Raw genomic sequence first — 22,459 nt, 5'->3', positions numbered from 1 at the left:
CCCATATCCCATTATCGCCAGAAGCCAAAAACGTCACTCTCCCAACCGCCCCAACGCCTTCAGCACATTCTCCGCAGTCGCCGGCGCCGTCAACACCACTGGCGCCGCAGCATCCACGCCGCTACGCCCCGCTGCCACCGCATTGCGCAGCGCCTCGTACACGCTGATCGCCAGCATGAACGGCGGCTCCCCCACCGCCTTGCTGCCACCCACGTTGTCCTCCCGATTCGCCTCGGGCCACAGGTGGACGTTGAAGTGCGCCGGGATGTCGCCCGTGGCGGGAATCTTGTAGGTGCTGGGCGCGTGGGTGGCGAGGGTGCCCTTGTCGTTCCACACCAACTGCTCGGTCGTCAGCCAGCCCATGCCCTGCACAAACCCGCCCTCGATCTGGCCGATGTCGATGGCCGGGTTGATGCTGTGGCCCACGTCGTGAAGGATGTCCACCTTCAGCACACGGCTCTCGCCGGTCAGGGTGTCGATGGCCACCTCCGTGCAGGCGGCGCCGTAGGCAAAGTAGTAGAACGGGCGCCCGGTGAGGGTGGTCTTGTCGTAGTGGATCTTGGGCGTGCGGTAAAAGCCGTCGCTCCACAGCTGGATGCGGTTGGCGTACGCGGCCTGCACCACCTCTTCAAAACTGCGCACCGTCTTGGGCGAGATCACCTGGCCGCCCGCAAACTGGATCGCGCCTGCGCCGCAGCCGTCCAGCCCGCACACAAACGAGGCCAGGTTGTCGCGCACGTTGCGCGCGGCGTACTGGGCGGCGCGGCCGTTCAGGTCGGTGCCGCTGCTGGCGGCGGTGGCGCTGGCGTTGGGCACCTTGCTGGTGTCGCTGGCCGTCACCAGCACGCGGTGCAGGGGCACGCCCAGCTCGTCGGCCACGATCTGCGCCACCTTGGTGTGCAGGCCCTGGCCCATTTCGGTGCCGCCGTGGTTTACCTGCACGCTGCCGTCGGTGTACACGTGCACCAGCGCGCCCGCCTGGTTGAACAGCGTGGCCGTGAAGCTGATGCCGAACTTGACGGGTGTGATGGCGATGCCGCGCTTGATGATCGGGTTGTGCGCGTTCCAGTCCGCAATCTCGGCTTGGCGTTGGCGGTAGTGCGAGGTCTGCTCCAGCGTGGGCAGCAGCTCGTGCAGGATGTTGTCTTCCACCGCCATCTGGTAGTGGGTGACGTGGCGGCCCGTGCTCGCGTCCTTGCCGTACAGGTTGGCCAGGCGCACGTCCTGTGCGTCCAGACCCAGCGCGCGCGCGATGTCGCCCAGGATGGCCTCGATCACGATCACGCCCTGCGGGCCACCGAAGCCGCGGAAGGCGGTGTGGCTCTGGGTATTCGTCTTGCAGCGGTACGACGCGATCTCGACATCGCTCAGGTAGTACGCGTTGTCGGCATGGAACACCGCGCGGTCGGCCACGGGGCCCGACAGGTCGGCGCTGAAGCCGCAGTTGGCGGCCATCTGGAGCTTCAGGCCCGTGATGCGGCCCGTGTCGTCAAAGCCCACGTCGTACTCGTACGCAAACGGGTGGCGCTTGCCGGTGACAATGAAGTCCTCGTCCCGGTCCAGCCGCAGCTTGATGGGGCGGCCCAGCTTGTTGGCGGCCACGGCGGCCCACACAGCCAGGTGCCCGGCCTGGGTCTCCTTGCCGCCAAAGCCACCGCCCATGCGGCGGCATTCCACCTTGACCGCGTGGTTGTCGATGCCCAGCGCGTGCGCTACCCAGTGCTGCACTTCGCCGGGGTGCTGGGTGCTGGAGTAGATCCACCACTGCTTTTGCTCCAGAGGCATGGCGTAGGCGATCTGGCCCTCCAGGTAGAAGTGCTCCTGACCGCCGACTTCAAACGCTCCCTGCATGCGGTGCGCCGATTGCGCGAGGCCTGTGGCCGCATCGCCCCGGCGCACAAACACCGGCGGCAGCACATAGCTTTGCGCCTTCAGCGCGTCCTGCACCGTCAGCACGGCGGGCAGGGGGGTGATGTCGAGCTTCACCGCCCGCACGGCGCGGCGCGCCTGCATGACCGAGTCGGCCACCACCAGGCCGATCACCTGGCCGACAAACTGCACGCTGTCCAGCGCAAACACGGGCTCGTCGTGTCCGAACGCGGCCAGGATCTTGTCGCCGGGCACGTCGCTGGCCAGCACCACACCGCGCACACCGGGCAGCGCGAGGGCGGCGGTGGCATCCACCCCGTTCAGGGTGCCGTGGGCCACGGTGGAGAGGATGGGCGCTGCGTACAGCGTGCCCTTCACCTCCGGCAGGTCGTCGATGTAGTGCGCGGCGCCCGCCACCTGGGCGCGGGCGCTTTCGTGGATGTACGACTGGCCCATGGCGGCGCGGGTGGGCGCGGGCAGGGCGGTCTCTGCGATGGTGTGGGGGGCGTTCATACGGCGGCCTCCAGCGTCAAGGTGTCCAGGCTAACCGAGGGTTGGCCCTGGCTCTCCAGCCAGTAGCGCTGCAGCAGGCTGCCCAGCACCTGGCGGCGGTAGGCACCGCTGGCGCGCATGTCGGAGATGGGGCTGAACTCGGCCTGCAGCACCGCGGCGGCGCGCTGCGCGGTGGCCTCGGTCCAGGGCTGGCCGGTCAGAGCCGCCTCGGTCTGCCGCGCACGGGCCGGGGTGGCAGCCACGCCGCCTGCGCCGATGCTGGCGCGCTGCACGGTGCCGTCCGCGATGTCGAGATTGAGCACCAGGCAGACGGCGGAGATGTCGTCGTCAAACCGCTTTGAGATCTTGTACGCCCGCAGCCGTTCTTGGGCAGAAGGGCGGGGTACCACAATGCGCACCAGCAGCTCATCGGCCGCCATTACGTTTTGCCGGTAGCCGGTGTACAGGTCTTCCAGCGGCAGCTGGCGCTCGCCCCGGGCCTGGCTGGCCAGCACCACCTGGGCGCGCAGCGCGATCAGCAGGGGCATGGAGTCGCCAATGGGCGAGCCGTTGGCCACGTTGCCGCCCAGGGTGCCCGAGTTGCGCACGGGCAGCCCCGCAAACCGCGTGGCAAAACGGTGCAACTGCGGCCACTGTGCGGTGAGGGCTGCAAACGCGTCGGTCAACGTGACGGCGGCGCCGATGTGGATGGCGTCGGCGTGCTGTGCCACCTGCCGCAGCTCGGCCGCGCGGGTCACGTCCAGCACCTGGGAGTACTGCTTGTGCTGCTTGGTCACCCACAGCCCCACGTCGGTACAGCCCGCCACCACCTGGGCGCCCGGGTGGGCGGCGCGGGCTGCGAGCAGATCCGGGAGCGTGGGGGGGGCGATATAGGCCGAATCGGCCGCTTGCGCTAGTGCAACATGCCGAAGCAGCTTCAATTTTTGTAGCACTTCGGCCTCGTTGACCGCCATGCCGGGCAGCGATGCCATCTGCTGGGCGGCATCAAGGATGGGGCGGTAGCCGGTGCAGCGGCACAGGTTGCCCGAGAGTTCCTCCTGCGCCAGTTCGCGGGTGATGGGTCGGCCGTGGCAGACATGGTTTTGGTACATGCCGAAGAGGCTCATCACGAAGCCCGGCGTGCAGAAGCCGCACTGGGAACCGTGGCACTGGACCATGGCTTCTTGGGCGGGGTGCAAAGTGATGGCTTGCCGCGCCGCAGCGGGGGCGTCGCCCACTGGCTGGATCAGCGGATCTTCCGCCAGGTCTTCCACCGTCCACAGTGCCATGCCGTCCACCGAATGGGCCAGGCGGATGCAGCTGTTCACGGCGCTGTAGTGCAGCTGGCCGTCGCGTTCTTCGCCCAGCACCACGGTGCAGGCGCCACAGTCGCCTTCGCCGCAGCCTTCCTTGGTGCCGGTGTTGCCCAGGTCTTCGCGCAGCACCTCCAGCAGGGTGCGGTCGGGTGGTACATTGCCCAGCGCCACGGGCTGGCCTCGGCGCAGGAATTGCAAGGGTCTTGTTGTCATGACAAACGCCACTTCGATCTTGGATGGAAAGGTTCAGCAGAGGGTAGAGCGCACTACCGCCACCGGCATATGCGCAAGCTTATGGCACCCATGCCCACACCGCTATGAGAGACCACGCCCTTTTCGACAAGATAGACCTCCATCTCATAAGGGTCTTGCACACCGTGCTCACAGAACGCAGCGTATCGAGGGCCGCCGTCCGACTGGGCATGCACCAGCCGGCGGTGTCGGCTGCGCTCAAAAGGCTGCGCGACCTGTCGGGCGACCCGCTGCTGGTGCGCTCCGGCGCCAGCATGATGCCCACCGACGCCGCGCTGCGCATGGTGGAGCCCGCCGGGGCCATCCTGCGGGCGGCGGAGGCCCTGTTTTCGGATGCGCGTGGGTTTGACCCGCGCACGGCCACCCGCACCTTCCGCGTGGCGGCCAGCGACTACCTCGACCCACTCTTTCTGCCCCAGCTCGTGGCCCGCATCAAGGTCGAGGCGCCCCTGTGTCCGATCGAGATCCTGCCCCTGTCGGCCGACGCGCACTACCACGCGCACCTGGCGCAGGGCGACGTGGACGTGGTGATCGGCAACTGGCCCCAGCCGCCGGACGACCTGCACATGGGCCGCCTGTTTGGCGACGAGGTGGTGTGCCTGGTCGGCAAGGACCACCCTGCCGTGCGGCGCGGCTGGGACGTGGAGAGCTGGCTGGCCGCCGAGCACATCGCCCCCACGCCCACCCACCCTGGCGCGCGGGGCGTGATCGACGCCCACCTGGACAGCCTGGGCATGCAGCGCCACATCACGGCGCGCTGTGCGCATTTCAGCCTCATTCCCAGCATCGTGGCATCGAGCTTGCTTGTGCTGACCACGGGCCGCCAGTACTGCGAGCGGTATGTGGACCAGCTGCCGCTGGCCATCCTGCCGTGCCCAGTGCCCTTCCCCCGGCTCATGTATTACCAGTTGTGGCATGCCCGCACGCACCACTCGGCGGCGGCCGCCTGGCTGCGAGATTGCGTGAAAACTGTGGCTGCTTCGCTACGAAAAGAATAGCTGCTTGAGCATGCTGAACAAGCGCCATGAGGTATTTTCATTCTTATAACAAGTTGTAAAACTGAGAGACAATCCCCGCATGAGTTCTCCCCCCAATCCTTCAGCGCCTGGTGCGGCGCCGCCACGGCTGCAGCTGGTGGGCATCACCAAGCGCTACCCGGCCGTGGTGGCCAACAGCGGCGTGTCGCTCACGGTGCTGCCGAGTGAAATCCACGCCGTGCTGGGCGAAAACGGCGCGGGAAAGTCCACGCTGATGAAAATCATCTACGGCTCGGTCAAGCCCGATGAAGGCAGCGTGTTCTTCAACGGCCAGGCCGTGCAAGTGCGCAACCCGCAAGAAGCGCGGGCCCTGGGCATTGCCATGGTGTTCCAGCATTTCAGCCTGTTCGACACCCTCACGGTGGCCGAGAACGTCTGGCTGGGCCTGGACAAGAGCCTGACGCTGGCTGAAGTGACCGGCCGCATCACCGCCAAGGCCGCCGAATACGGCCTTGACATCGACCCCCTGCGCCCCGTGCACACGTTGAGCGTGGGCGAGATGCAGCGGGTAGAAATCATTCGCGCGCTGCTCACCAATCCCAAGGTGCTGATCCTGGACGAGCCCACTTCGGTGCTCACGCCCCAGGCGGTCGAAAAGCTTTTTGTGGTGCTGCGCAAGTTGGCCAGCGAGGGTTGCAGCATCCTCTACATCAGCCACAAGTTGCACGAAATCCGCGCGCTGTGCACTGCCTGCACCGTGCTGCGTGGCGGCAAGGTGACGGGCGTGTGCAACCCGGCCGAAGAATCCAATGCGTCCCTGTCGCGCTTGATGATTGGCGCCGAGCCGCCTGCGCTGGAACACCGCGCGGTGCAGACCGGCGCCACGGTGCTGCGCGTGCAGGGCCTGTCGCTGCCGCGCGCCGACCAGTTTGGTGTGGACCTGATCGACCTGCAGTTTGAGGTGAAAGCGGGCGAGGTGGTGGGCATTGCCGGGGTGTCGGGCAATGGGCAAAAAGAATTGCTCTACGCGCTGTCGGGCGAAGACCAGCGGGCCGAGCCTGCGAGCATCCAGGTCTCGGGCCAGAACGCGGGCCGCATGGGTCCCGGCCAGCGCCGGGCGCTGGGCTTGCATTTTGTGCCCGAAGAGCGCCTGGGCCGGGGCGCCGTGCCCACCATGGGGCTGGCGCACAACCTGCTGCTCACCCGCACCAATTCGGTCGGCGGCAGTGGCTGGATCAAGGTGGGCGCGCTGCAAAAACATGCCGAGGACATCATCCGGCGCTTCAATGTGAAGGCGGGTGGACCCAACGCAGCGGCCAAGTCGCTGTCGGGTGGCAACCTGCAGAAGTTCATCGTGGGACGCGAGATTGACGCCAACCCCAAGCTGCTCATCGTCTCGCAGCCCACCTGGGGCGTGGATGTGGGCGCCGCCGCACAGATCCGGGGCTCCATCCTGGCCCTGCGTGACGCAGGCTGCGCCGTGCTGGTGGTGAGTGAGGAGCTGGACGAATTGTTTGAAATCTGCGACCGGCTGCATGTGGTGGCCAAGGGGCATCTGTCGCCTTCGGTGCCGCGCGCCGAGGCCACGGTGGAACGCATCGGTGAATGGATGAGCGGGCTGTGGCATGCCGATGTCCAAGCGCACCTCGCACAACAGGCCAAGGCAGCGGAGGTGCAGCATGCTTAAGCTGGAACCACGCCCCCAGGCTTCCAAGCTCTGGACCTACGGCTCGCCCCTGCTGGCGCTGGCCTTTACCGTGCTGATCGGTGTGGCCTTGTTCATTGCGCTGGGCAAAGACCCGGTGCGCGGGCTGCAGGTGTTCTTCTGGGAGCCCATCAAGACGCAGTACGCCATTGGCGAACTCATGGTCAAGGCCACGCCACTGTTGCTGATTGCGCTGGGGCTGGCCGTGTGTTTCCGCTCCAACGTGTGGAATATCGGTGCCGAAGGCCAGTTTGTCATCGGCGCCGTGGTGGCGGGTGGCGTGGCGCTGCTGGCCGACAAGACCACGGGCCCCTGGATCGTGCCCGCCATCCTGCTCGCCGGGGTGCTGGGTGGCATGGCCTGGGCAGGGCTCACGGCGCTGCTGCGAGACAAGTTCAATGCCAACGAAATCCTGGTCAGCCTGATGCTGGTCTATGTGGCCACGCTGGTGCTGGGCTACCTGGTCTATGGCCCGTGGAAGGACCCCATGGGCTACAACTTTCCGCAGACCAAGACGTTCGAGAAAGTCACGCAGATCCCGCGCCTGATGCAGGGGTCGCGCGTGTCCATCGGGTTGCTGCTGGCGCTCGCAGGCGCTGGGGCCTTGTGGGTGTTCCTGTTCCGTACGCGGGCGGGCTTTGCCCAGCAGGTGGGCGGGCTGGCACCAGCGGCGGCGCGTTATGCGGGCTTTTCGTCGCGCCGCGCGCTGTGGACGGCGCTGCTGATTTCGGGCGGCGCAGCTGGCCTGGCTGGTGCGCTGGAGGTGGCAGGGCCCATCGGCCAGCTCACGCCCTATGTGCCTGCGGGCTACGGCTTCGCGGCCATCATCGTGGCCTTTGTCGGACGGCTGCACCCGGTGGGCATGATCCTCTCCGCCATCCTCATGAGCATGTTCTATATCGGTGGTGAACTCGCGCAGTCGCGCCTGGGCCTGCCCAAGTCGCTCACCGGTGTGTTCCAGGGCCTGCTGCTGTTCACGCTGCTGGCCTGTGACACGCTGATTGCCTACCGCATCCGCTGGGTCGGCAGCAAGAAAGGAGGTGTCTGATGGAGTCTTATGCACTGCTCATCGGCGCCACGCTCAGCGCGGGCACCGTGCTGGCCATTGCGGCCCTGGGCCTGCTCATCAACGAAAAGGCGGGCATCGTCAACCTGGGGGCCGAGGGCATGATGCTCTGCGCCGCCATTGCAGGCTTTGCCACCGTGGTGCACACGGGCAACACCTGGCTGGGCTTTGCGGCAGGCATGGCGGCCGGTGCCGTGCTGGCCGCCATCTTTGGTGTGCTGGTGATCTGGCTCAACACCAACCAGTACGCCACGGGGCTGGCGCTCAGTCTGTTCGGCGTGGGCTTCTCCGCGTTTGCGGGCATCAGCTACGTGCAGGCCAAGCTGCCCGAGTTGCCCAAGTACGCCATCCCGGTGCTGGGCGATGTGCCGCTCCTTGGGCCAGCGCTGTTCCAGCAGCACCCGCTGGTGTATCTCACCATGCTGCTGGTGGCGGGGTTGATCTGGTTTCTTTACCGCTCGCGCGCCGGGCTGGTGCTGCGGTCGGTGGGCGAATCGCCTGAGTCAGCCCATGCGTTGGGCTACCCGGTGCGGCGCATTCGGCTGGCGGCCGTGGTGGTGGGCGGGGCGCTGTGCGGTCTGGCCGGGGCTTACATCTCCACTGTCTACACCCCGCTGTGGGTCGAGGGCATGGTGGCCGGGCGCGGCTGGATTGCGCTGGCGCTCACCACCTTTGCCACCTGGCGCCCGGCACGGGTGTTGCTTGGGGCTTATCTGTTTGGTGGCGTGACCATGCTGCAGTTCCATTTGCAGGCCACCGGCGTGCAGGTGGCCAGTCAGTTGCTGAGCATGCTGCCGTATGTGGCCACTATCGTGGTGCTGGCGCTGATCTCGCGCAATCCGGCGTGGATCCGCATCAACATGCCGGCCTCGCTGGGCAAACCGTTTTATCCGGGCTCCTGAAAGGGGTAGCCCACTGGAAAATCTGGTTACCCTGCGGTAGATCGCACCATAATCATTGTTTTCGTCCCCCAACCTTTGCAAGTCCTACTTCTTCGATAAGGAAACCGACATGACTGATCTGCAGAAACGCTCCCTGCTCAAGGTGGCAGCGCTCTCCGCTGTGGCTGCTGCTGCCCTGGTGGGCTGTGGCAAGAAGGAAGAACCGGCACCGGCCCCTGCGCCTGCACCGGCCCCTGCCGCAGAAGCACCGGCACCCAAGCCCGAGCCACTGAAGATCGCGTTTGCCTATGTCGGCCCGGTGGGCGACGGCGGCTGGTCGTTCGCGCACGACAACGGTCGCAAGGCCATCGAGAAGGAATTTGGCGACAAGGTCGTGACGAGCTTTGTGGAAAGCGTGCCCGAGTCTGCTGACGCAGAGCGCGTGCTGCGCGACCTGGCCGGCCAGGGCAACAAGTTGATCTTCGGCACCACCTTCGGCTACATGGAGTCCATGCTCAAGGTCGCGGAAGACAACAAGGGTGTGAAGTTCGAACACGCCACCGGCTACAAGACCGCCGAAAACCTGCGCACCTACGACAGCCGCACCTACGAAGGCGCGTATATGGCCGGCATCATCGCTGGCGCCATGACCAAGTCCAACACGCTGGGCGTGGTGGGCTCGGTGCCGATCCCTGAGGTGATCCGCAACATCAACAGCTTCACGCTGGGTGCGCAGTCGGTCAATCCCAAGATCAAGACCAAGGTGGTGTGGGTGAATGAATGGTTCAGCCCACCGAAGGAAACCGAAGCCGCGACCAGCCTGATCAACGGTGGCGCCGACATCCTGTTCCAGAACACCGACTCTCCCGCCGTGCTCAAGACCGCCCAGGAAAAGGGCAAGCGCGCCTTCGGCTGGGACAGCGACATGACCGCCTACGGCCCCAAGGCCCACCTGGCATCGGCGGTGATCAACTGGGGCCCTTACTACGTCAAGGCCACCAAGGACGTGCTGGATGGCACCTGGGCTTCGGGCCAAAGCTGGTGGGGTGTGAAGGAGGGCGCTATCGACATCGTCTCCATCGCTGAAGACGTGCCTGCTGACACCAAGGCCAAGGTCGAAGCCGTGAAGAAGGGCCTGGCCGACGGCAGCTTCAGCATCTGGAAGGGCCCCATCGTGGGTCAGGACGGCAAGCCCGTGCTGGAAAAGGACGCTGTGGCTGACGACAAGTTCCTGGGCGGCATCAACTTCTACGTCAAGGGCGTGGAAGGCAAGATCCCTGGCGGCGACAAGAAGTAATTCGCACCGCGTTCATCAGCAGTTCTTGCGAGCTGCTGTGACAAAGGGCCGCCCTGGGGTGGCCCTTTTGTTTTGCAGGCGCGTTTGCGGCCTGCAGCATTAAGAACCTGTTCAAAGTCTTTTTGGAGTCGCACAAGTACCTTGCCGGGATGGAATGCTAGGCGCGGTGCGCAGCCGATAGCCCGTGCTATCGGCAAGCGCCGCAACGCCGCGGACCGCCCGGCAAGGCACTTGCCCGAAGGGTTGGAGTGAAATCGGGCTATTGAACGCATCGGCTGCTTGTATGGGCACGAGCCCATGCTGCGCATCCGAAGCTTCCACTCATCCCGATTGCACTCCAATGCGATCTCCAAAAAGACTTTGAACAGGTTCTAAGGAGCAAGGACGATGGTGGAATCTACGTTGTGGCACCCGGTGGCCCTGTCAGCAGCCGTGGCGGCGCAGGCGCCGCTGGCCGTGCAGCTGCTGGAGCAACCCGTGGTGTTGTGGCGCGATGGCCCAGGCGCCGTGCATGCGCTGGCCGACCAGTGCCCGCACCGGGGCGCCCGCCTGTCGCTGGGCCGCGTGACGCCCCAGGGCCAGTTGGAGTGCCCCTACCATGGCTGGCAGTTTGCGGCCGGTGGGCAATGCACGCACGTGCCTGCACTGCCCACCTTTGTGCCCCCGGCCACGCACTGCGCCCGCCATTTCGAGGTGCAGGAGGCCTATGGCCTTGTGTGGGTGCGCATCGCACCGGGCGAGCAGGGGCTGCCTGTGTTTGCGGCGGAGGGGGATGCTCGCCTGCGCAAGCTCAACTGCGGTCCCTACGACGTGGCGGCCAGCGCGCCGCGCATCGTCGAGAACTTTCTGGACATGTCGCATTTCGGCTTTGTGCACGAAGGCTGGCTCGGCAGCCGTGAGGCAACGGCCATCGACGATTACCGCGTGGAGCCCACGCCCACGGGCCTCCTGGCCACGGGCTGCAAGGCCTGGCAACCGCAATCCAACCTGCATTCCACGGCGGCCGCCCAGGTCGAATACACCTACGAAGTCACGGCCCCCTATGCAGCCCTGCTGACCAAGGTGCCCGAGGCGGGCACCACGGCGGTCGATGGCTGGTGCGAGTCCATTGCGCTGTTTATCTGTCCGGTGACGCCGGTGCGCAGCCGGGTGTGGTTCCGGCTGGCCGTGGCGGATTTCGAATCGCCGGACGAGAAACTGCAGGCCTTCCAGCACACCATCTTCACGCAGGACCAACCCGTGCTGGAGTCGCAGACGCCACAGTGCCTGCCACTCGACCTGCGCGCGGAGTTGCATACCGCTGCCGACAAGGCATCATCTGCGTATCGCCGCTTTCTGCGCCAGAGTGGCATCACCTTTGGAGTCTGCTGATGTTCAAGATCCCCCCCATCTCCGCCGAGCGCCTTCCCAGCCTGCTGCGTGCCATGCCCAAGGCCGAGCTCCATATCCACATCGAGGGCTCCCTGGAGCCCGAGCTGATCTTTGCGCTGGCGCAGCGCAATGGGCTGACGTTGCCCTATGCCAGCGTGGACGCCTTGCGCAGCGCCTATGCGTTCACCAATCTGCAGAGTTTTCTGGACATCTACTACGCCGGTGCGAGTGTGCTGCTGCATGAACAGGATTTTTACGACATGGCGCGCGCTTACCTGGGCCGTGCGGCGCGCGACAATGTGCTGCACGCCGAACTCTTCTTCGACCCGCAAACCCATACCGCACGCGGCGTGGCGATGGAGACCGTCATCAACGGTCTGCACCGTGCCTGCCAGGATGCCCGCGCCGAACTGGGAATCAGCGCCACGCTGATCCTGTGCTTCCTGCGCCACCTGAGCGAGGAGTCGGCATTCGAAACGCTGGAGCAGGCCATGCCGCTGCTCGACAAGGTGGTGGGTGTGGGTCTGGACTCCAGCGAACTGGGGCACCCGCCCGAGAAGTTTGCCCGCGTGTTCGCCCGCTGCCGCGAGCTGGGCCTGCACCTGGTGGCCCATGCGGGGGAGGAGGGTCCTCCCGCCTACATCTGGAGTGCGCTGGATGTGCTCAAGGTCGAGCGCATCGACCATGGCGTGCAGGCGGTACACGACGCTGCCCTGATGCAGCGCCTGGCGCAAGACCGCATTGCGCTCACGGTGTGCCCGCTGTCCAACCAGAAGCTGTGCGTCTTCCCCAACCTTGCAGACCACAACCTCGGCAAGCTGCTTGATGCCGGCCTGGCTGCCACCGTGAATTCGGACGACCCTGCCTACTTTGGCGGCTACATCAACGAGAACTTCACCCAGGTGTTTGCGGCCACGGGCCTCACGGCCAAAGATGCCTACCAGTTGGCTTTCAACAGTTTTGAAGCCAGCTTTGCAGGCAATGCCGACAAGCGGGTGTGGGAGCACAAGCTCAAGGAAGCGTTTGAGCGGTGCGTGGAGCACGACTACTGAGCTTCGGGTAGCGCGCGCAGTGGGCTTGGGAAATGGCGCCAGAGGGACTTTCGCCAGTGCGGCAGGGGCCTGATCTGGGTAAACCCTTAAAATAGTAAGTATTCGTTCGAATTGCGTCCGGCCCAGGCCCAAGGGGTGATCCACCACCATGGCCCTTACCCTGCGCTCCCTTGTGGAGTGCACGGGTGCCGTGTTGCCCCCTTTTTTTGGAGCCTTCCATGTTTCTCAGTCAAATCTCCATTGGCAAGCGCCTGACCCTGGTGCTTGGCCTCATCCTGGCGCTGTTTTTTGCCAGCAGCGTGGTGGCCGTGGTCAAGCTCAGCCAGCTGGGCAGGGAGATCGACGCCATGGTCAACGACAACATCAAGACCGAGCGTGCTGGCTCGGACTGGCTGCGCCACACCACATCGGGCGTGCAGCGCGCGGCAGCCATTGCCAAGAGCAGCGACGCGAGCCTGATCCCCTACTTTGCGCCCGCCACGGCCGCGTCGATCCGCGATACCAACGAGCTGCAGAAATTCATCGAGTCCAAGATGGACACGCCGGAGAAGAAGCAGCTTTTTGCCAAGGTGGGAGACTTGCGCAAGGACTACCTGGCGGCCCGCGAGGAAGTGAGCAAGTTCAAGCAGGCGGGCGATGCCGAGAACGCCAACAAGGTTTTCACCGAGCGGTTTGAGCCCACCTCCCGCAGCTATCTGGCGGGTGTGCAGCAGATGGTGGATGGCCAGCGCGCCGAGCTCGATGCTGCCGGCAAGCGCAGCGAAGAGCTGCGTGCCCAGACCACGCTGCTGCTGCAGATCTGCACCGGCGTGTCGCTGCTGCTGGGCGCCTTGCTGGCCTGGCTGCTGACCACCAGCATCACGCGTCCGCTGCGCAAGGCCGAGGCCATTGCAGAGACCATCGCCAACATGGACCTGACGGGTGCCCCCCAGGCGAGCTACGCCAATGACGAAACCGGCCACCTGCTGCGCGCGCTGGATGCCATGCGCAGCGCGCTGCACCGTTCGCTGCAGCAAGTGCGGGGCGTGGTGGACAGCATCTCCACCGCCAGCACCCAGATCGCGATTGGTAACCAGGACCTGAGCGCGCGCACCGAGCAGACAGCCAGCAGCCTGCAGGAGACCGCCAGCTCGATGGAAGAGCTGACCAGTACCGTGCGTCAGAGCGCCGATTCGGCCGTTCAGGCCAACCAGCTGGCAGTGTCGGCGGCGCAGGTGGCCCAGCGCGGTGGCGATGTGGTGGCACAGGTGGTGACCACCATGGACGAGATCAACACCAGCAGTAAGAAGATTGCCGACATCATCGGCACCATCGACGGCATCGCGTTCCAGACCAACATCCTGGCCCTCAACGCCGCCGTGGAAGCCGCCCGTGCGGGCGAGCAGGGCCGTGGCTTTGCCGTGGTGGCCAGCGAAGTGCGCTCGCTGGCCCAGCGCTCGGCCCAGGCGGCCAAGGAAATCAAGACGCTGATCGGCGTGTCCGTGGAAAAGGTTGAGTCGGGTGCTGCCCTGGTGCAGAACGCCGGCACCACCATGGGCGAGATCGTGAGTTCCGTGCGCCGCGTGACCGACATCATTGGCGAGATCAGCGCAGCCGCTTCGGAGCAGAGCCAGGGCATTGGCCAGGTGAATGTGGCAGTGACCCAGCTGGACCAGATGACCCAGCAAAATGCAGCCCTGGTGGAAGAATCCACCGCCGCCGCCGAGAGCCTGAAGGATCAGGCGTCGCGCCTGGCCGAAGTGGTGGGTGCCTTCCGCCTGGGCGCGGGCCCACAGGCGCTGCGGCTGAATTGAAATTGCTCACGGGGCTCTGCGCGCTGCTGCAGCGCACGCCCGCACTTGAATCCTGTTTTTAACCCGGCAGTCTTTGCAACACCACTCCATGTAGTTTTCGCACAGTCTGACCGTCCCGGTGGCACCGTCGTCCTGCGGTGCTTCCGGTCCATTCCATCAGGGCCATGTAGAGGAACACCATGTACAAAAACCTCGCTGCCACGCTCGTGGCCGCCTGTTTTTTCTCCCCCGCTTTTTCCCAGACCTCACCCGCCAAGGGTCATACAGCCGAGCCGGTCAAAGCCGGTTTTGTCTATGTTTCGCCCATCACCGAGGCGGGCTGGACGCGCCAGCATGACGAAGGCCGCAAGGCCGTCGAGGCCGCGCTGGGCAACCAGGTGAAGACCACGTTTGTCGAGAACGTGGCAGAAGGCGCCGATGCCGAACGCGTGATCCGCGACCTGGCCGCCACCGGCCACCAGATCATCTTCACCCCCAGCTTTGGCTACATGGAGCCCACGCTCAAGGTGGCGCAGGACTATCCGCAGGTGAAGTTCGAGTCCATCACCGGCTACAAGACCACCCCCAATGTGGCCGCCGCCAATGCGCGCTACTACGAGGGGCGTTACCTGGCGGGCATCGCCGCAGGCCGCATGAGCAAGACCGGCGTGGCAGGGTTCGTGGCCGGGTTTCCCATCCCCGAAGTGCTGCAGGGCATCAACGCCTTCACGCTGGGCATGCGCTCGGTCAACCCCAAGGCCACTGTCAAGGTGGTGTGGCTCAACGTATGGTTCGACCCGCCCAAGGAGCGGGATGCCGCCATGGCACTGTTCAACCAGGACGTGGATGTGATTGCTTTCCATACTGGCTCCACCGCCGTGATGGCGGCTGCGCAAGAGCGCGGCAAGATGGCCGTGGCCTATCACTCGGACATGCGCAAGACGGGCCCGGACGCGCAGATCGTGGCCGTGACGCACGAGTGGGGCAGCTACTACACCGAGCGCGTGCGCGCCGTGCAAAACGGTACCTGGAAAAGTGCCAACCTGTGGGGCGGCGTGCGCGAGGGCATGATCCGCGTCGGTGACTTTGGCACCCGGGTGCCAGCCGCCGTCCAGCAGGAGGTGCTGAATGCCCAAAAGGCCGTGGGCGCGGGCAAGCTCGCGCCCTTCCGTGCGGGCAAAGTGCCGGTGCGCGACAACGAAGGGCAGGAGCGCATTGCTGCTGGCCAGGCACTGTCGGATGCACAGATATTGCAGATGAACTGGCTGGTGGAAGGCGTGGTGGGCAGGTTGTCCCGCTGATCCTGCAGGGCACATCGCCCATCGTTTCCACTGATCGGCGCTCCCCGAACCCCATAGCCACTATGGGGTGCTGCATATACAAACGGCGCCCCCTGCCGCTAAGCTTGCCGCCATGCCTGTTTACCGTTCCGCCCTTTTGCGTTTTGCCGACGACGGCAGCGCCCTCTATGACGAAGATGGCCTGCTGGCCGTTGGCCCTGACGCTCAGGGCTGCCAGCGTGTGCTGGCGGCAGGCGCTTGGCAGACTCTCGCGCCACAACTTGCCGGGGAGCCTGTGGTGCATCTGCCGGGGCGCATCCTGGCGCCGGGGTTTGTGGACATGCACATCCACTTCCCGCAGACGGACGTGATCGGCTCGCCAGCCGATGGCCTGCTGCCCTGGCTCGAGAACTACACCTTTCCCCACGAATCCCGATTTGTAGACCCCGGCTACAGCGCACAGGTGGCCGAATTTTTTGTGGCCGAGCTGCTGCGCAACGGCGTGACCACAGCCTTGGCGTTTTCGACGTCACACCCCGCGTCGGTGGATGCCCTGTTCACCGAGGCCCAGCGCCAGCGGATGCGCCTCATCACCGGTAAGGTGCTGCAGGATCGCCACTCGCCCGATGGCGTTCGCGACGACACCGAGCAGAGCCTCATCGACACCGAGGCGCTGATCCAGCGCTGGCACGGCGTGGACCGCCTGGGGTATGCCATCACCCCGCGTTTTGCGCCCACCAGCACGCATGAACAATTGCGCGGCGCGGGCGAGTTGGCTGCTCGCTACCCCGATGTGTGGATCCAGTCCCACGTGGCCGAGAACCGCGACGAGATCCGCTGGGCGCGCGAGCTGTTCCCCGCCGCGCGCAGCTACCTGGGCGTGTACGACGACTTTGGCCTGATGCGCGAACGTGCGGTGTATGCGCACTGCATCCACTTCGATGACGACGACCGCGCGCTGATGCGCGACACCGGCGCGGTGGCGGCGGTCAGCCCCACCAGCAACCTCTTTCTGGGCAGCGGGTTTTTCGACTACGCCGGTGCCGACCGCGTGGGGTTTGGCTATGGCCTGGCCAGCGACGTGGGCGGGGGCACCAGCTTCAGCCCCTTTCACACCATGCTGGCGGCGTACTACGTGGGGCGTGAGGGCCAGACCAAGCAGGGCCTGAGTCTGTCACCCCAGCAGCTGTGGTGGCAACACACGGCGGGCGCGGCCAGGGCGCTGGGCTTGGCGGGTGTGGTCGGCAATCTGCAGCCAGGCTGCGAGGCCGATTTTGTGGTGCTGAACCCCGAAGCCACGCCGCTTTTGGCGCGCAAGACCCGCCAGGCGCGCAACCTCGATGAGCTTTTGTTTGCGCTGATCGTACTCGGCGACGACCGTGTGGTGCAGCAAACGGTGATTTCTCAAGCAAAATACGGCTCTAGCGCTTGATATTCATGCGCTACCAGCTACGTATTTAATAGCGCCCGGCAGTCCACCACTGTGCGGGCCACAGCGCAGGGAGTTCTGCTATGAGCATCAAGAGCGACAAATGGATCCGCCGCATGGCGGCCGAGCACGGAATGATCGAGCCCTTTGAGCCTGGCCAGGTTCGCGAGGTCGAAGGCCGCAAGATCATCAGCTACGGCACCAGCAGCTACGGCTACGACATCCGCTGTGCGCCCGAATTCAAGGTGTTCACCAACATCCACAGCACGGTGGTGGACCCGAAGAACTTCGATGAAAAGAGCTTTGTCGATTTCGAGGGTGACAGCTGCATCATCCCGCCCAACAGCTTCGCGCTGGCCCGCACGGTCGAATACTTCCGCATCCCGCGCAATGTGCTCACCATCTGCCTGGGCAAGAGCACCTATGCGCGCTGCGGCATCATCGTCAACGTGACGCCGTTCGAGCCCGAGTGGGAAGGCTATGTGACGCTGGAGTTCAGCAACACCACGCCGCTGCCAGCGCGCATCTACGCGGGCGAGGGCTGCGCACAAGTGCTGTTCTTCGAGAGCGACAAGGACGACGTGTGCGAGGTCAGCTACCGAGATCGGGGCGGCAAGTACCAGGGCCAGGTGGGCGTGACACTGCCCAAGGCCTGACAGGCGCACATGGCCGGCGGTGGCAGGGGTTGTGTCCTACACGCGCCATGCGCCTTGGCTGAAATGCAAGCATCGGTAAGTTTTCTAGCATCGGTGACACGCCTCCCGGGAGATGGAGGCTGATGGAGTTTCACCATGCTGATGTCCGCTGCCGCCTCAACCTTGTTCTTTGCGCCCATCCGCGCTCTGGCGCCAGCGCTGGCCGATCCCGCTCCAGCCCCTGCGCCTTCTGTCATCCCGCCGCCCCGACGCCCAGACGCTGCGCCGCATTCCGCAGACGCCGACTGCCAGGCACACCACACCTACTGGCCCTGTGAGTTGCTCAATGCCTTTGTGCTGCGCATGGCAGCACACGGCCACTGCGTGAACATGTCGATGATGCTGGGCCACCGGCCCTATGCCCTGGAGCGATTGGCGTTGGCGTCCGGCGTGCCGGACGCTGGCCTGCAAGAGCTGTCAGCCCAGCTGCAGCCGTATTTTGAGGCACCCGTGCTGCAAGCCGAAAGCCCGGAGCCACGGCCCGCAACACCGGGGGACGGAGCCACTGCGGGCTCGGGCAGCCCTCACGCCTCCACGCAGACCCTGTTGCGTCCCTGGCCCTTGGCCTCGTAGAGCGCTGCATCGCCCCGACGCAGCATGGCGGCGCCGTTGTCGTCTGCGCTGCGCATGGTTGCGACACCTGCGCTGACGGTGATGGTGCCCACGACCGGGTTCTGCTGCTCTGCCATGGCGGTGACCAGGGCCTGCGCAATGGACTGGGCGCCGTCCAGGTCGGTGTCGGGCAGCAACGCCACGAACTCTTCTCCCCCCAGTCGCGCCACCACATCGGAGCCACGCAGGCGGGACTCCAGCGTGCGTGCCAGTCGCCGCAGGACCTCGTCTCCGGCTTCATGCCCGTAGGTGTCGTTCACCCGCTTGAAGTGGTCCACGTCCACGGTGATCAGGCTCAGCGGACGGCTGCTGCGCCGAGCCAGCGCCACCGCAAAGGCCATTTGTGTCTCGAAGCCGCGCCGGTTCAGCAACCCGGTGAGGGCGTCGGTGCGCGCCTGCAGGTCCAGCGCGCGGTTCGCGGCCTCCAGCTCCAGCGTACGCAGGCGCACTTTTTCTTCCATCGCCTCGCGGGCGGCCAGCAGGCGGTGCGTCATGCGGCCCAGAGACTGAGACAGCTGTTGTACCTCCCGGCTGCTTTGCATGGTCGGAATGTCGCTGCCGGGGAGCCCGGCCTCCACCGCACTGGCCGCGTCGGCCAGTGCATACAGGTCCACGCTCAGGCGCCGGGCGGCGAGCCAGGCCAGGGCCGATGCCAGCAGCGCGGCCGTCAGGCCAATCACCAGTGCCAGTTGCACGGTGTTGTCTGCCTCCGCAAAAGCCAGCTCCACAGGCTGGCGTGCCACGATGCGCCAGCCCAGATCGCTGGCCGCATTGCGCGGCTGCAGCTGCGTGGCAGCGGTCAGGTAGCGCTTGCCATCCCTCCACCGCACCACGGTGGTCTGCGTGCGGTCACCATCACGGTTGTTGTTGACACTGATGTCCTCGGGCAGTCGCTGCCCGGCAGACCGCATCACCTCGGTCTGTCCGCCAGGCGCAAAAATCAACTGGCCTTCGCGGTCAAAGATGAACAGTTCCAGCGCGCTTTCATCGGATGATGCGGGGGTCAGACTCTCCAGTACCTCGCGTGTCCACTGCCAGCTGCCGTGGATGCCCAGCACGCCCACCGTGGTGGGGCCGATGCGTATGGGCGCTGCAAAGTCCACAAACCGGTGTGGTTCGCCAGTGGCGGTGGGGGGCAGCAGGGACTCCAGCAGCTTGGCGGGGTGGACGTCGCCCACATGCACCCCTTCGAGTCCGTGTTGAAACCAGGGCCGCTGGGCCACGCTCTGGCCCACCAGCAGGCCGCGTGTGGCATTGCGCACCACGCCTTGCGCATCGGCCACACCGATCCAGAGGTTGGTGGGCTGCATGGCCTGGCTGCGGGCCAGCATGTGCTGGGCCTCGGCAGAGTCGAGCCCCTTGGACCACACCACTTCGGCACTGGCCATCACCTCGGCCTCCAGGCTGCGCTGCATGAGGCCCAGGGACAGGAGCTTGCCTGCGTTTTCGGCGACCACCTGCAAGGAACTGCCTGCATCGCGCTGAATGCGGTGCTTGAGCAACTCGCCAAACCCCAGCGACAGCAGTACTGACAGGGTCACGACCAGCGTGCCAAACACCAGCGCGATCTGCATGCGCAGGCTGTGGTCTGAAAAACGTGTGATGAGCATCATGCGGAAGGGTCTGCCCAGTGTGCCGTCGCGGCCGGTGCCGGGCTGGCGCGGCGCAGGGCCAGCCGGGCTGCTGCCAAGTCCCAGCCGGCCCAGCCGCAACTCTTGAACAGCACCGGGCCCGAACGCCGCTCGGGGGCTGCGGCACCAGGGCTCCGGACCATCTCACCCAGCGTCGGCAGCGCCGCCACATCCAGGCCTGCCTGCAGCAGGTCACCTGCCTCATGGAGTGCATCGCTGGTGTCCACCAGGATGCGTCCGTGCCGTGCCACATGCTGGCAAAGGGCTGGGGCCAGCTCTGCCATGGCGGGCGTGAAAGCGCCCACGGCCGCCAAAAATGCGTCGGGCCGGGGCGGGGCGCTCAGCACCAGTGCGCTGGCCGTGGTGCAGGTCGCTATCAGCGGGCAGTGAGGCACGGCGGCATCGGCATCGGCCACCACCTGCACGTCGACGCCCAGGTCGCGAACCTGCGCTGCCAGGGCCTGGGCGCTGGCGCTGCTGCGCGAGGCAATCCACACCTCGCGCACGCCCAGGCCGTGGATGAATGCCTCGGCATGTGCCAGGCCCTGCACTCCTGCGCCGACGATGAGCAAAGGGCCCTGTGGCACCTGCGCCAGATGCCGGGCGGCCAGCAGAGAGACCGCGGCGGTACGACGTGCGGTGACAGTGGGCCCGTCCAGCACCAGCCGACGCTCGCCCGTGGCGATGTCAAACACCACCACATCGCCCTGGATCGACGGGCGTCCTGTGCCCGCGTTGCCCGGGGTAAAGGTGATGAGCTTGGTCATGGCCACCGATTGATCCGTGGCGGGCATCACAAACAAGCTGCCGCCTTGCGCCAGCGGCAGCACGGCGCGTTGCGGCACCACGACTGTGGGGTCCTTCAGCAAGGCCGCTATTTCGTCAGCCAGATCGGACCAGGGCAACCGCGCAGCGGTGGCTGCTGCGTCCAGCACGCCCGAGGGGGCTGAAGAGGGGGCAAAAAGCATAGGCGGACTGTACACAGCATGCCGCTCTTGTGGGAGCGGAGAAGCCCTCACCTGTGCAGTGCCCAAGGTAACCCAGCGTGTGATGCGCGCGGGATCAGGTTCGCCATGGCTGCCATGCCCATCAATGCGTGGCCCCCGCCTGCAGCGCGATGTCCTGCGGCGTCAGCGCCGCAGCCCACAGGGCGGCATGCATGCCGCGCACCATGTCGCGCAGGGGCAGATGGGGATCCCCCTGACCACTGAGCCAGGGCACATGCACAAAACCACCCCGTGCGCCCTCTGGGCCTATGCCTTGTGCCAGCAGATGCATCAGGCCGTACAGCACATGATTGCAGACAAAGGTGCCAGCGGTTTGCGACACCTCGCAGGGCACGCCTGCGCGTTGCACGGCGCGCAGCATGGCCTTGATGGGCAGGCTGGCGAAGTAGGCGGCAGGTCCGCCGGGTTGCACCGGGGTGTCTATGGGCTGTGCGCCACCGTTGTCGGGAATGCGCGCATCGTTGATGTTGATGCCGATGCGCTCGATGGACAGCGCTGCCCGACCGCCTGCCAGGCCCAGGCACAGCGTGACGGTGGGCCGGTGTTCTAGCAACAGCGACTGCAGCCGCTGCAACGACTGCCCGAACACCGTGGGCAATTGCGCGGCCACCACCTGGTGTCCTGCGATGCGCTGCCCGTGCAGCGCTTGCGCAATGAGCCAGCTGGGGTTGTGCGCGCCACCACCAAACGGATCAAAACCAGTCAGAAGAATGGTGGGCCCGGCATGGGGCGCGCTGTGGTGTGCGGCAGATGTCATGAAAGGCAGGCAAAAGCGGGGTGGAACACATCGTAAATCGTCCGCGCCAGGGCGGCCCCGCGCGTAACATGCAGGCTTGGCCGCCCCACCTGGAGGGCGCTGGAGAGACGCAATGAAATGGGAAGGCAATCGCGAGTCCGACAACGTGGAAGACCGCCGTGACGAGGGCGGCGGCGGTGGATCGCCGGTGTTTGGTGGGCGCAGCATCGGCATTGGCACCATCGTGATCGCGCTGGTGGGGGGCTGGGTGCTGGGCATCAACCCCTTGACCATCCTGGGGCTGCTCAGCGGCGGCGGTCCGGCGCCCCAGGTGCAGACGCAACCCCATGCTCCGGCCCACCGCCCACCAGCCGATGACACCATGGCACGTTTTGTGTCCACGGTGCTTGCCGACACGGAGGACGTGTGGGGCGAGGTGTTCCGCCAGGGCGGCGGGCGCTACCAGGACCCGCGGCTGGTGTTGTTCCGGGGCGCTACGCCCACCGCATGTGGTACGGGACAGGCAGCCATGGGGCCGTTTTACTGCCCCGCTGACCAGAAGGTCTACATCGACCTGGGTTTCTACGAGACTCTCAAGACCCGGCTGGGTGCCCCGGGCGACTTTGCCCAGGCCTACGTGATTGCCCATGAGGTGGGCCACCACGTGCAGAACCAGCTGGGCATCAGCGCCAAGGTGGACCAGATGCGGGGCCGTGTGAGCAAGGTGGAATACAACGCGCTGTCGGTGCGGCTGGAGCTGCAGGCCGACTGCTTTGCGGGGGTGTGGGCCCACCACGCCCAGAAGTCCCGCCAGATCCTGGAGCAGGGCGACGTGGAAGAAGCCATGAACGCCGCCGCCAAGATTGGTGACGATGCGCTGCAGCGGGCCAATGGCGGCGCGGTGGTGCCCGAGAGCTTCACGCATGGCACGAGCGCCCAGCGGCAGCGCTGGTTCAACAGCGGCCTGCAAAGTGGCAGTGTCAAGACCTGCGACACCTTTGCGGCGCGCAGCCTGTAGG

At 65.8% G+C, this 22,459-nt stretch carries 18 protein-coding genes; 13 read left to right on the top strand and 5 right to left on the bottom strand.

All coding sequences use genetic code 11. The features are described from left to right. Positions 1-33: 33 nt before the first annotated feature. Both xdhB and xdhA read right to left on the bottom strand, forming a co-directional pair. A complete protein-coding gene (gene xdhB, locus ATF69_RS21485; protein WP_146872222.1) occupies positions 34-2,382 on the bottom strand; it encodes a xanthine dehydrogenase molybdopterin binding subunit in 2,349 nt (782 codons plus the stop codon). Next, entirely contained in the window at positions 2,379-3,890 is a 1,512-nt protein-coding gene (gene xdhA, locus ATF69_RS21480; RefSeq protein WP_146872221.1) for a xanthine dehydrogenase small subunit, read from the bottom strand. Before xdhA ends, xdhB begins: the two co-directional genes overlap by 4 nt. A 104-nt stretch (positions 3,891-3,994) precedes the next feature. On the opposite strand from xdhA, the gene ATF69_RS21475 reads away from it, so the two are divergent. The 12 genes from ATF69_RS21475 (at position 3,995) to ATF69_RS21420 (ending at position 18,027) form a co-directional block, all read left to right on the top strand. Continuing rightward, positions 3,995-4,927, top strand: a complete 933-nt coding sequence (locus tag ATF69_RS21475) for a LysR family transcriptional regulator (RefSeq protein WP_082522392.1) — start codon at positions 3,995-3,997, stop codon at positions 4,925-4,927. Positions 4,928-5,006: 79 nt separating this feature from the next. Further along, complete coding sequence (locus ATF69_RS21470; protein ID WP_146872220.1) at positions 5,007-6,593, top strand: ABC transporter ATP-binding protein; 1,587 nt, start codon at positions 5,007-5,009, stop codon at positions 6,591-6,593. Next, a complete protein-coding gene (locus tag ATF69_RS21465) occupies positions 6,586-7,659 on the top strand; it encodes an ABC transporter permease (RefSeq protein ID WP_116749156.1) in 1,074 nt (357 codons plus the stop codon). Before ATF69_RS21470 ends, ATF69_RS21465 begins: the two co-directional genes overlap by 8 nt. Then, positions 7,659-8,579: an ABC transporter permease gene (locus ATF69_RS21460; RefSeq protein WP_056060799.1), complete on the top strand. Its 921-nt coding sequence runs from the start codon at positions 7,659-7,661 to the stop codon at positions 8,577-8,579. Before ATF69_RS21465 ends, ATF69_RS21460 begins: the two co-directional genes overlap by 1 nt. Before the next feature lie 109 nt (positions 8,580-8,688). Continuing rightward, positions 8,689-9,855: a BMP family ABC transporter substrate-binding protein gene (locus tag ATF69_RS21455; RefSeq protein WP_056060802.1), complete on the top strand. Its 1,167-nt coding sequence runs from the start codon at positions 8,689-8,691 to the stop codon at positions 9,853-9,855. A gap of 387 nt (positions 9,856-10,242) precedes the next feature. Continuing rightward, positions 10,243-11,226, top strand: a complete 984-nt coding sequence (locus ATF69_RS21450; protein WP_146872219.1) for an aromatic ring-hydroxylating oxygenase subunit alpha — start codon at positions 10,243-10,245, stop codon at positions 11,224-11,226. Further along, positions 11,226-12,278, top strand: coding sequence for an adenosine deaminase (locus ATF69_RS21445; RefSeq protein WP_146872218.1), 1,053 nt, complete (start codon positions 11,226-11,228; stop codon positions 12,276-12,278). The genes ATF69_RS21450 and ATF69_RS21445 overlap by 1 nt, the downstream gene beginning before the upstream one ends. Positions 12,279-12,496: 218 nt before the next feature. Next, positions 12,497-14,071, top strand: coding sequence for a methyl-accepting chemotaxis protein (locus tag ATF69_RS21440; RefSeq protein WP_108498050.1), 1,575 nt, complete (start codon positions 12,497-12,499; stop codon positions 14,069-14,071). A gap of 179 nt (positions 14,072-14,250) precedes the next feature. After that, positions 14,251-15,351, top strand: coding sequence for a BMP family ABC transporter substrate-binding protein (locus ATF69_RS21435; protein WP_146872217.1), 1,101 nt, complete (start codon positions 14,251-14,253; stop codon positions 15,349-15,351). A gap of 112 nt (positions 15,352-15,463) precedes the next feature. After that, the gene (guaD, locus tag ATF69_RS21430; RefSeq protein WP_146872216.1) at positions 15,464-16,762 is read left to right on the top strand and encodes a guanine deaminase; all 1,299 of its coding nucleotides are present in this window, start codon (positions 15,464-15,466) and stop codon (positions 16,760-16,762) included. Positions 16,763-16,842: 80 nt separating this feature from the next. Continuing rightward, positions 16,843-17,415, top strand: a complete 573-nt coding sequence (dcd, locus tag ATF69_RS21425; RefSeq protein WP_015012892.1) for a dCTP deaminase — start codon at positions 16,843-16,845, stop codon at positions 17,413-17,415. A gap of 135 nt (positions 17,416-17,550) precedes the next feature. Further along, positions 17,551-18,027: a hypothetical protein gene (locus ATF69_RS21420; RefSeq protein ID WP_056747412.1), complete on the top strand. Its 477-nt coding sequence runs from the start codon at positions 17,551-17,553 to the stop codon at positions 18,025-18,027. On the opposite strand, the gene ATF69_RS21415 is transcribed toward ATF69_RS21420, so the two are convergent. From ATF69_RS21415 to pcp, 3 genes are all read right to left on the bottom strand, one after another. Continuing rightward, positions 17,979-19,679: a sensor domain-containing diguanylate cyclase gene (locus tag ATF69_RS21415; protein WP_146872215.1), complete on the bottom strand. Its 1,701-nt coding sequence runs from the start codon at positions 19,677-19,679 to the stop codon at positions 17,979-17,981. The two genes, ATF69_RS21420 and ATF69_RS21415, sit on opposite strands and share 49 nt — an antisense overlap. Then, on the bottom strand, positions 19,676-20,665 hold the full coding sequence (locus ATF69_RS21410) for a delta(1)-pyrroline-2-carboxylate reductase family protein (protein ID WP_146872214.1): 990 nt from the start codon (positions 20,663-20,665) through the stop codon (positions 19,676-19,678). Before ATF69_RS21410 ends, ATF69_RS21415 begins: the two co-directional genes overlap by 4 nt. Positions 20,666-20,786: 121 nt before the next feature. After that, positions 20,787-21,461 (bottom strand): pyroglutamyl-peptidase I, encoded by a 675-nt coding sequence (gene pcp, locus ATF69_RS21405; protein ID WP_146872213.1) that lies wholly within the window; start codon positions 21,459-21,461, stop codon positions 20,787-20,789. 112 nt (positions 21,462-21,573) lie between these two features. Here pcp and ypfJ point away from each other — a divergent pair, with 112 nt between their 5' ends. Further along, positions 21,574-22,458 carry a KPN_02809 family neutral zinc metallopeptidase gene (gene ypfJ, locus ATF69_RS21400; RefSeq protein ID WP_056747416.1) on the top strand — a complete coding sequence of 295 codons (885 nt, stop codon included), beginning with the start codon at positions 21,574-21,576 and terminating at the stop codon, positions 22,456-22,458. The last annotated feature ends 1 nt before the right edge of the window (position 22,459 follow it).

The organism is Acidovorax delafieldii, assembly GCF_007993815.1.
GTDB lineage: Bacteria > Pseudomonadota > Gammaproteobacteria > Burkholderiales > Burkholderiaceae_C > Acidovorax > Acidovorax delafieldii.
The sequence above is the reverse complement of the archived record's forward strand: the minus strand, read 5'-3'. Positions and strand labels throughout refer to the sequence as shown.

Coding starts and splice junctions, on each gene's coding strand:
- ATF69_RS21435 (WP_146872217.1), top strand. CDS start 14,251: ATGTACAAAAACCTCGCTGCCACGCTCGTGGCCGCCTGTTTTTTCTCC.
- ATF69_RS21445 (WP_146872218.1), top strand. CDS start 11,226: ATGTTCAAGATCCCCCCCATCTCCGCCGAGCGCCTTCCCAGCCTGCTG.
- ATF69_RS21465 (WP_116749156.1), top strand. CDS start 6,586: ATGCTTAAGCTGGAACCACGCCCCCAGGCTTCCAAGCTCTGGACCTAC.
- xdhA (WP_146872221.1), bottom strand. CDS start 3,890: ATGACAACAAGACCCTTGCAATTCCTGCGCCGAGGCCAGCCCGTGGCG.
- ypfJ (WP_056747416.1), top strand. CDS start 21,574: ATGAAATGGGAAGGCAATCGCGAGTCCGACAACGTGGAAGACCGCCGT.
- ATF69_RS21460 (WP_056060799.1), top strand. CDS start 7,659: ATGGAGTCTTATGCACTGCTCATCGGCGCCACGCTCAGCGCGGGCACC.
- dcd (WP_015012892.1), top strand. CDS start 16,843: ATGAGCATCAAGAGCGACAAATGGATCCGCCGCATGGCGGCCGAGCAC.
- ATF69_RS21410 (WP_146872214.1), bottom strand. CDS start 20,665: ATGCTTTTTGCCCCCTCTTCAGCCCCCTCGGGCGTGCTGGACGCAGCA.
- ATF69_RS21440 (WP_108498050.1), top strand. CDS start 12,497: ATGTTTCTCAGTCAAATCTCCATTGGCAAGCGCCTGACCCTGGTGCTT.
- pcp (WP_146872213.1), bottom strand. CDS start 21,461: ATGACATCTGCCGCACACCACAGCGCGCCCCATGCCGGGCCCACCATT.
- xdhB (WP_146872222.1), bottom strand. CDS start 2,382: ATGAACGCCCCCCACACCATCGCAGAGACCGCCCTGCCCGCGCCCACC.
- guaD (WP_146872216.1), top strand. CDS start 15,464: ATGCCTGTTTACCGTTCCGCCCTTTTGCGTTTTGCCGACGACGGCAGC.
- ATF69_RS21450 (WP_146872219.1), top strand. CDS start 10,243: ATGGTGGAATCTACGTTGTGGCACCCGGTGGCCCTGTCAGCAGCCGTG.
- ATF69_RS21470 (WP_146872220.1), top strand. CDS start 5,007: ATGAGTTCTCCCCCCAATCCTTCAGCGCCTGGTGCGGCGCCGCCACGG.
- ATF69_RS21415 (WP_146872215.1), bottom strand. CDS start 19,679: ATGATGCTCATCACACGTTTTTCAGACCACAGCCTGCGCATGCAGATC.
- ATF69_RS21455 (WP_056060802.1), top strand. CDS start 8,689: ATGACTGATCTGCAGAAACGCTCCCTGCTCAAGGTGGCAGCGCTCTCC.
- ATF69_RS21420 (WP_056747412.1), top strand. CDS start 17,551: ATGCTGATGTCCGCTGCCGCCTCAACCTTGTTCTTTGCGCCCATCCGC.
- ATF69_RS21475 (WP_082522392.1), top strand. CDS start 3,995: ATGAGAGACCACGCCCTTTTCGACAAGATAGACCTCCATCTCATAAGG.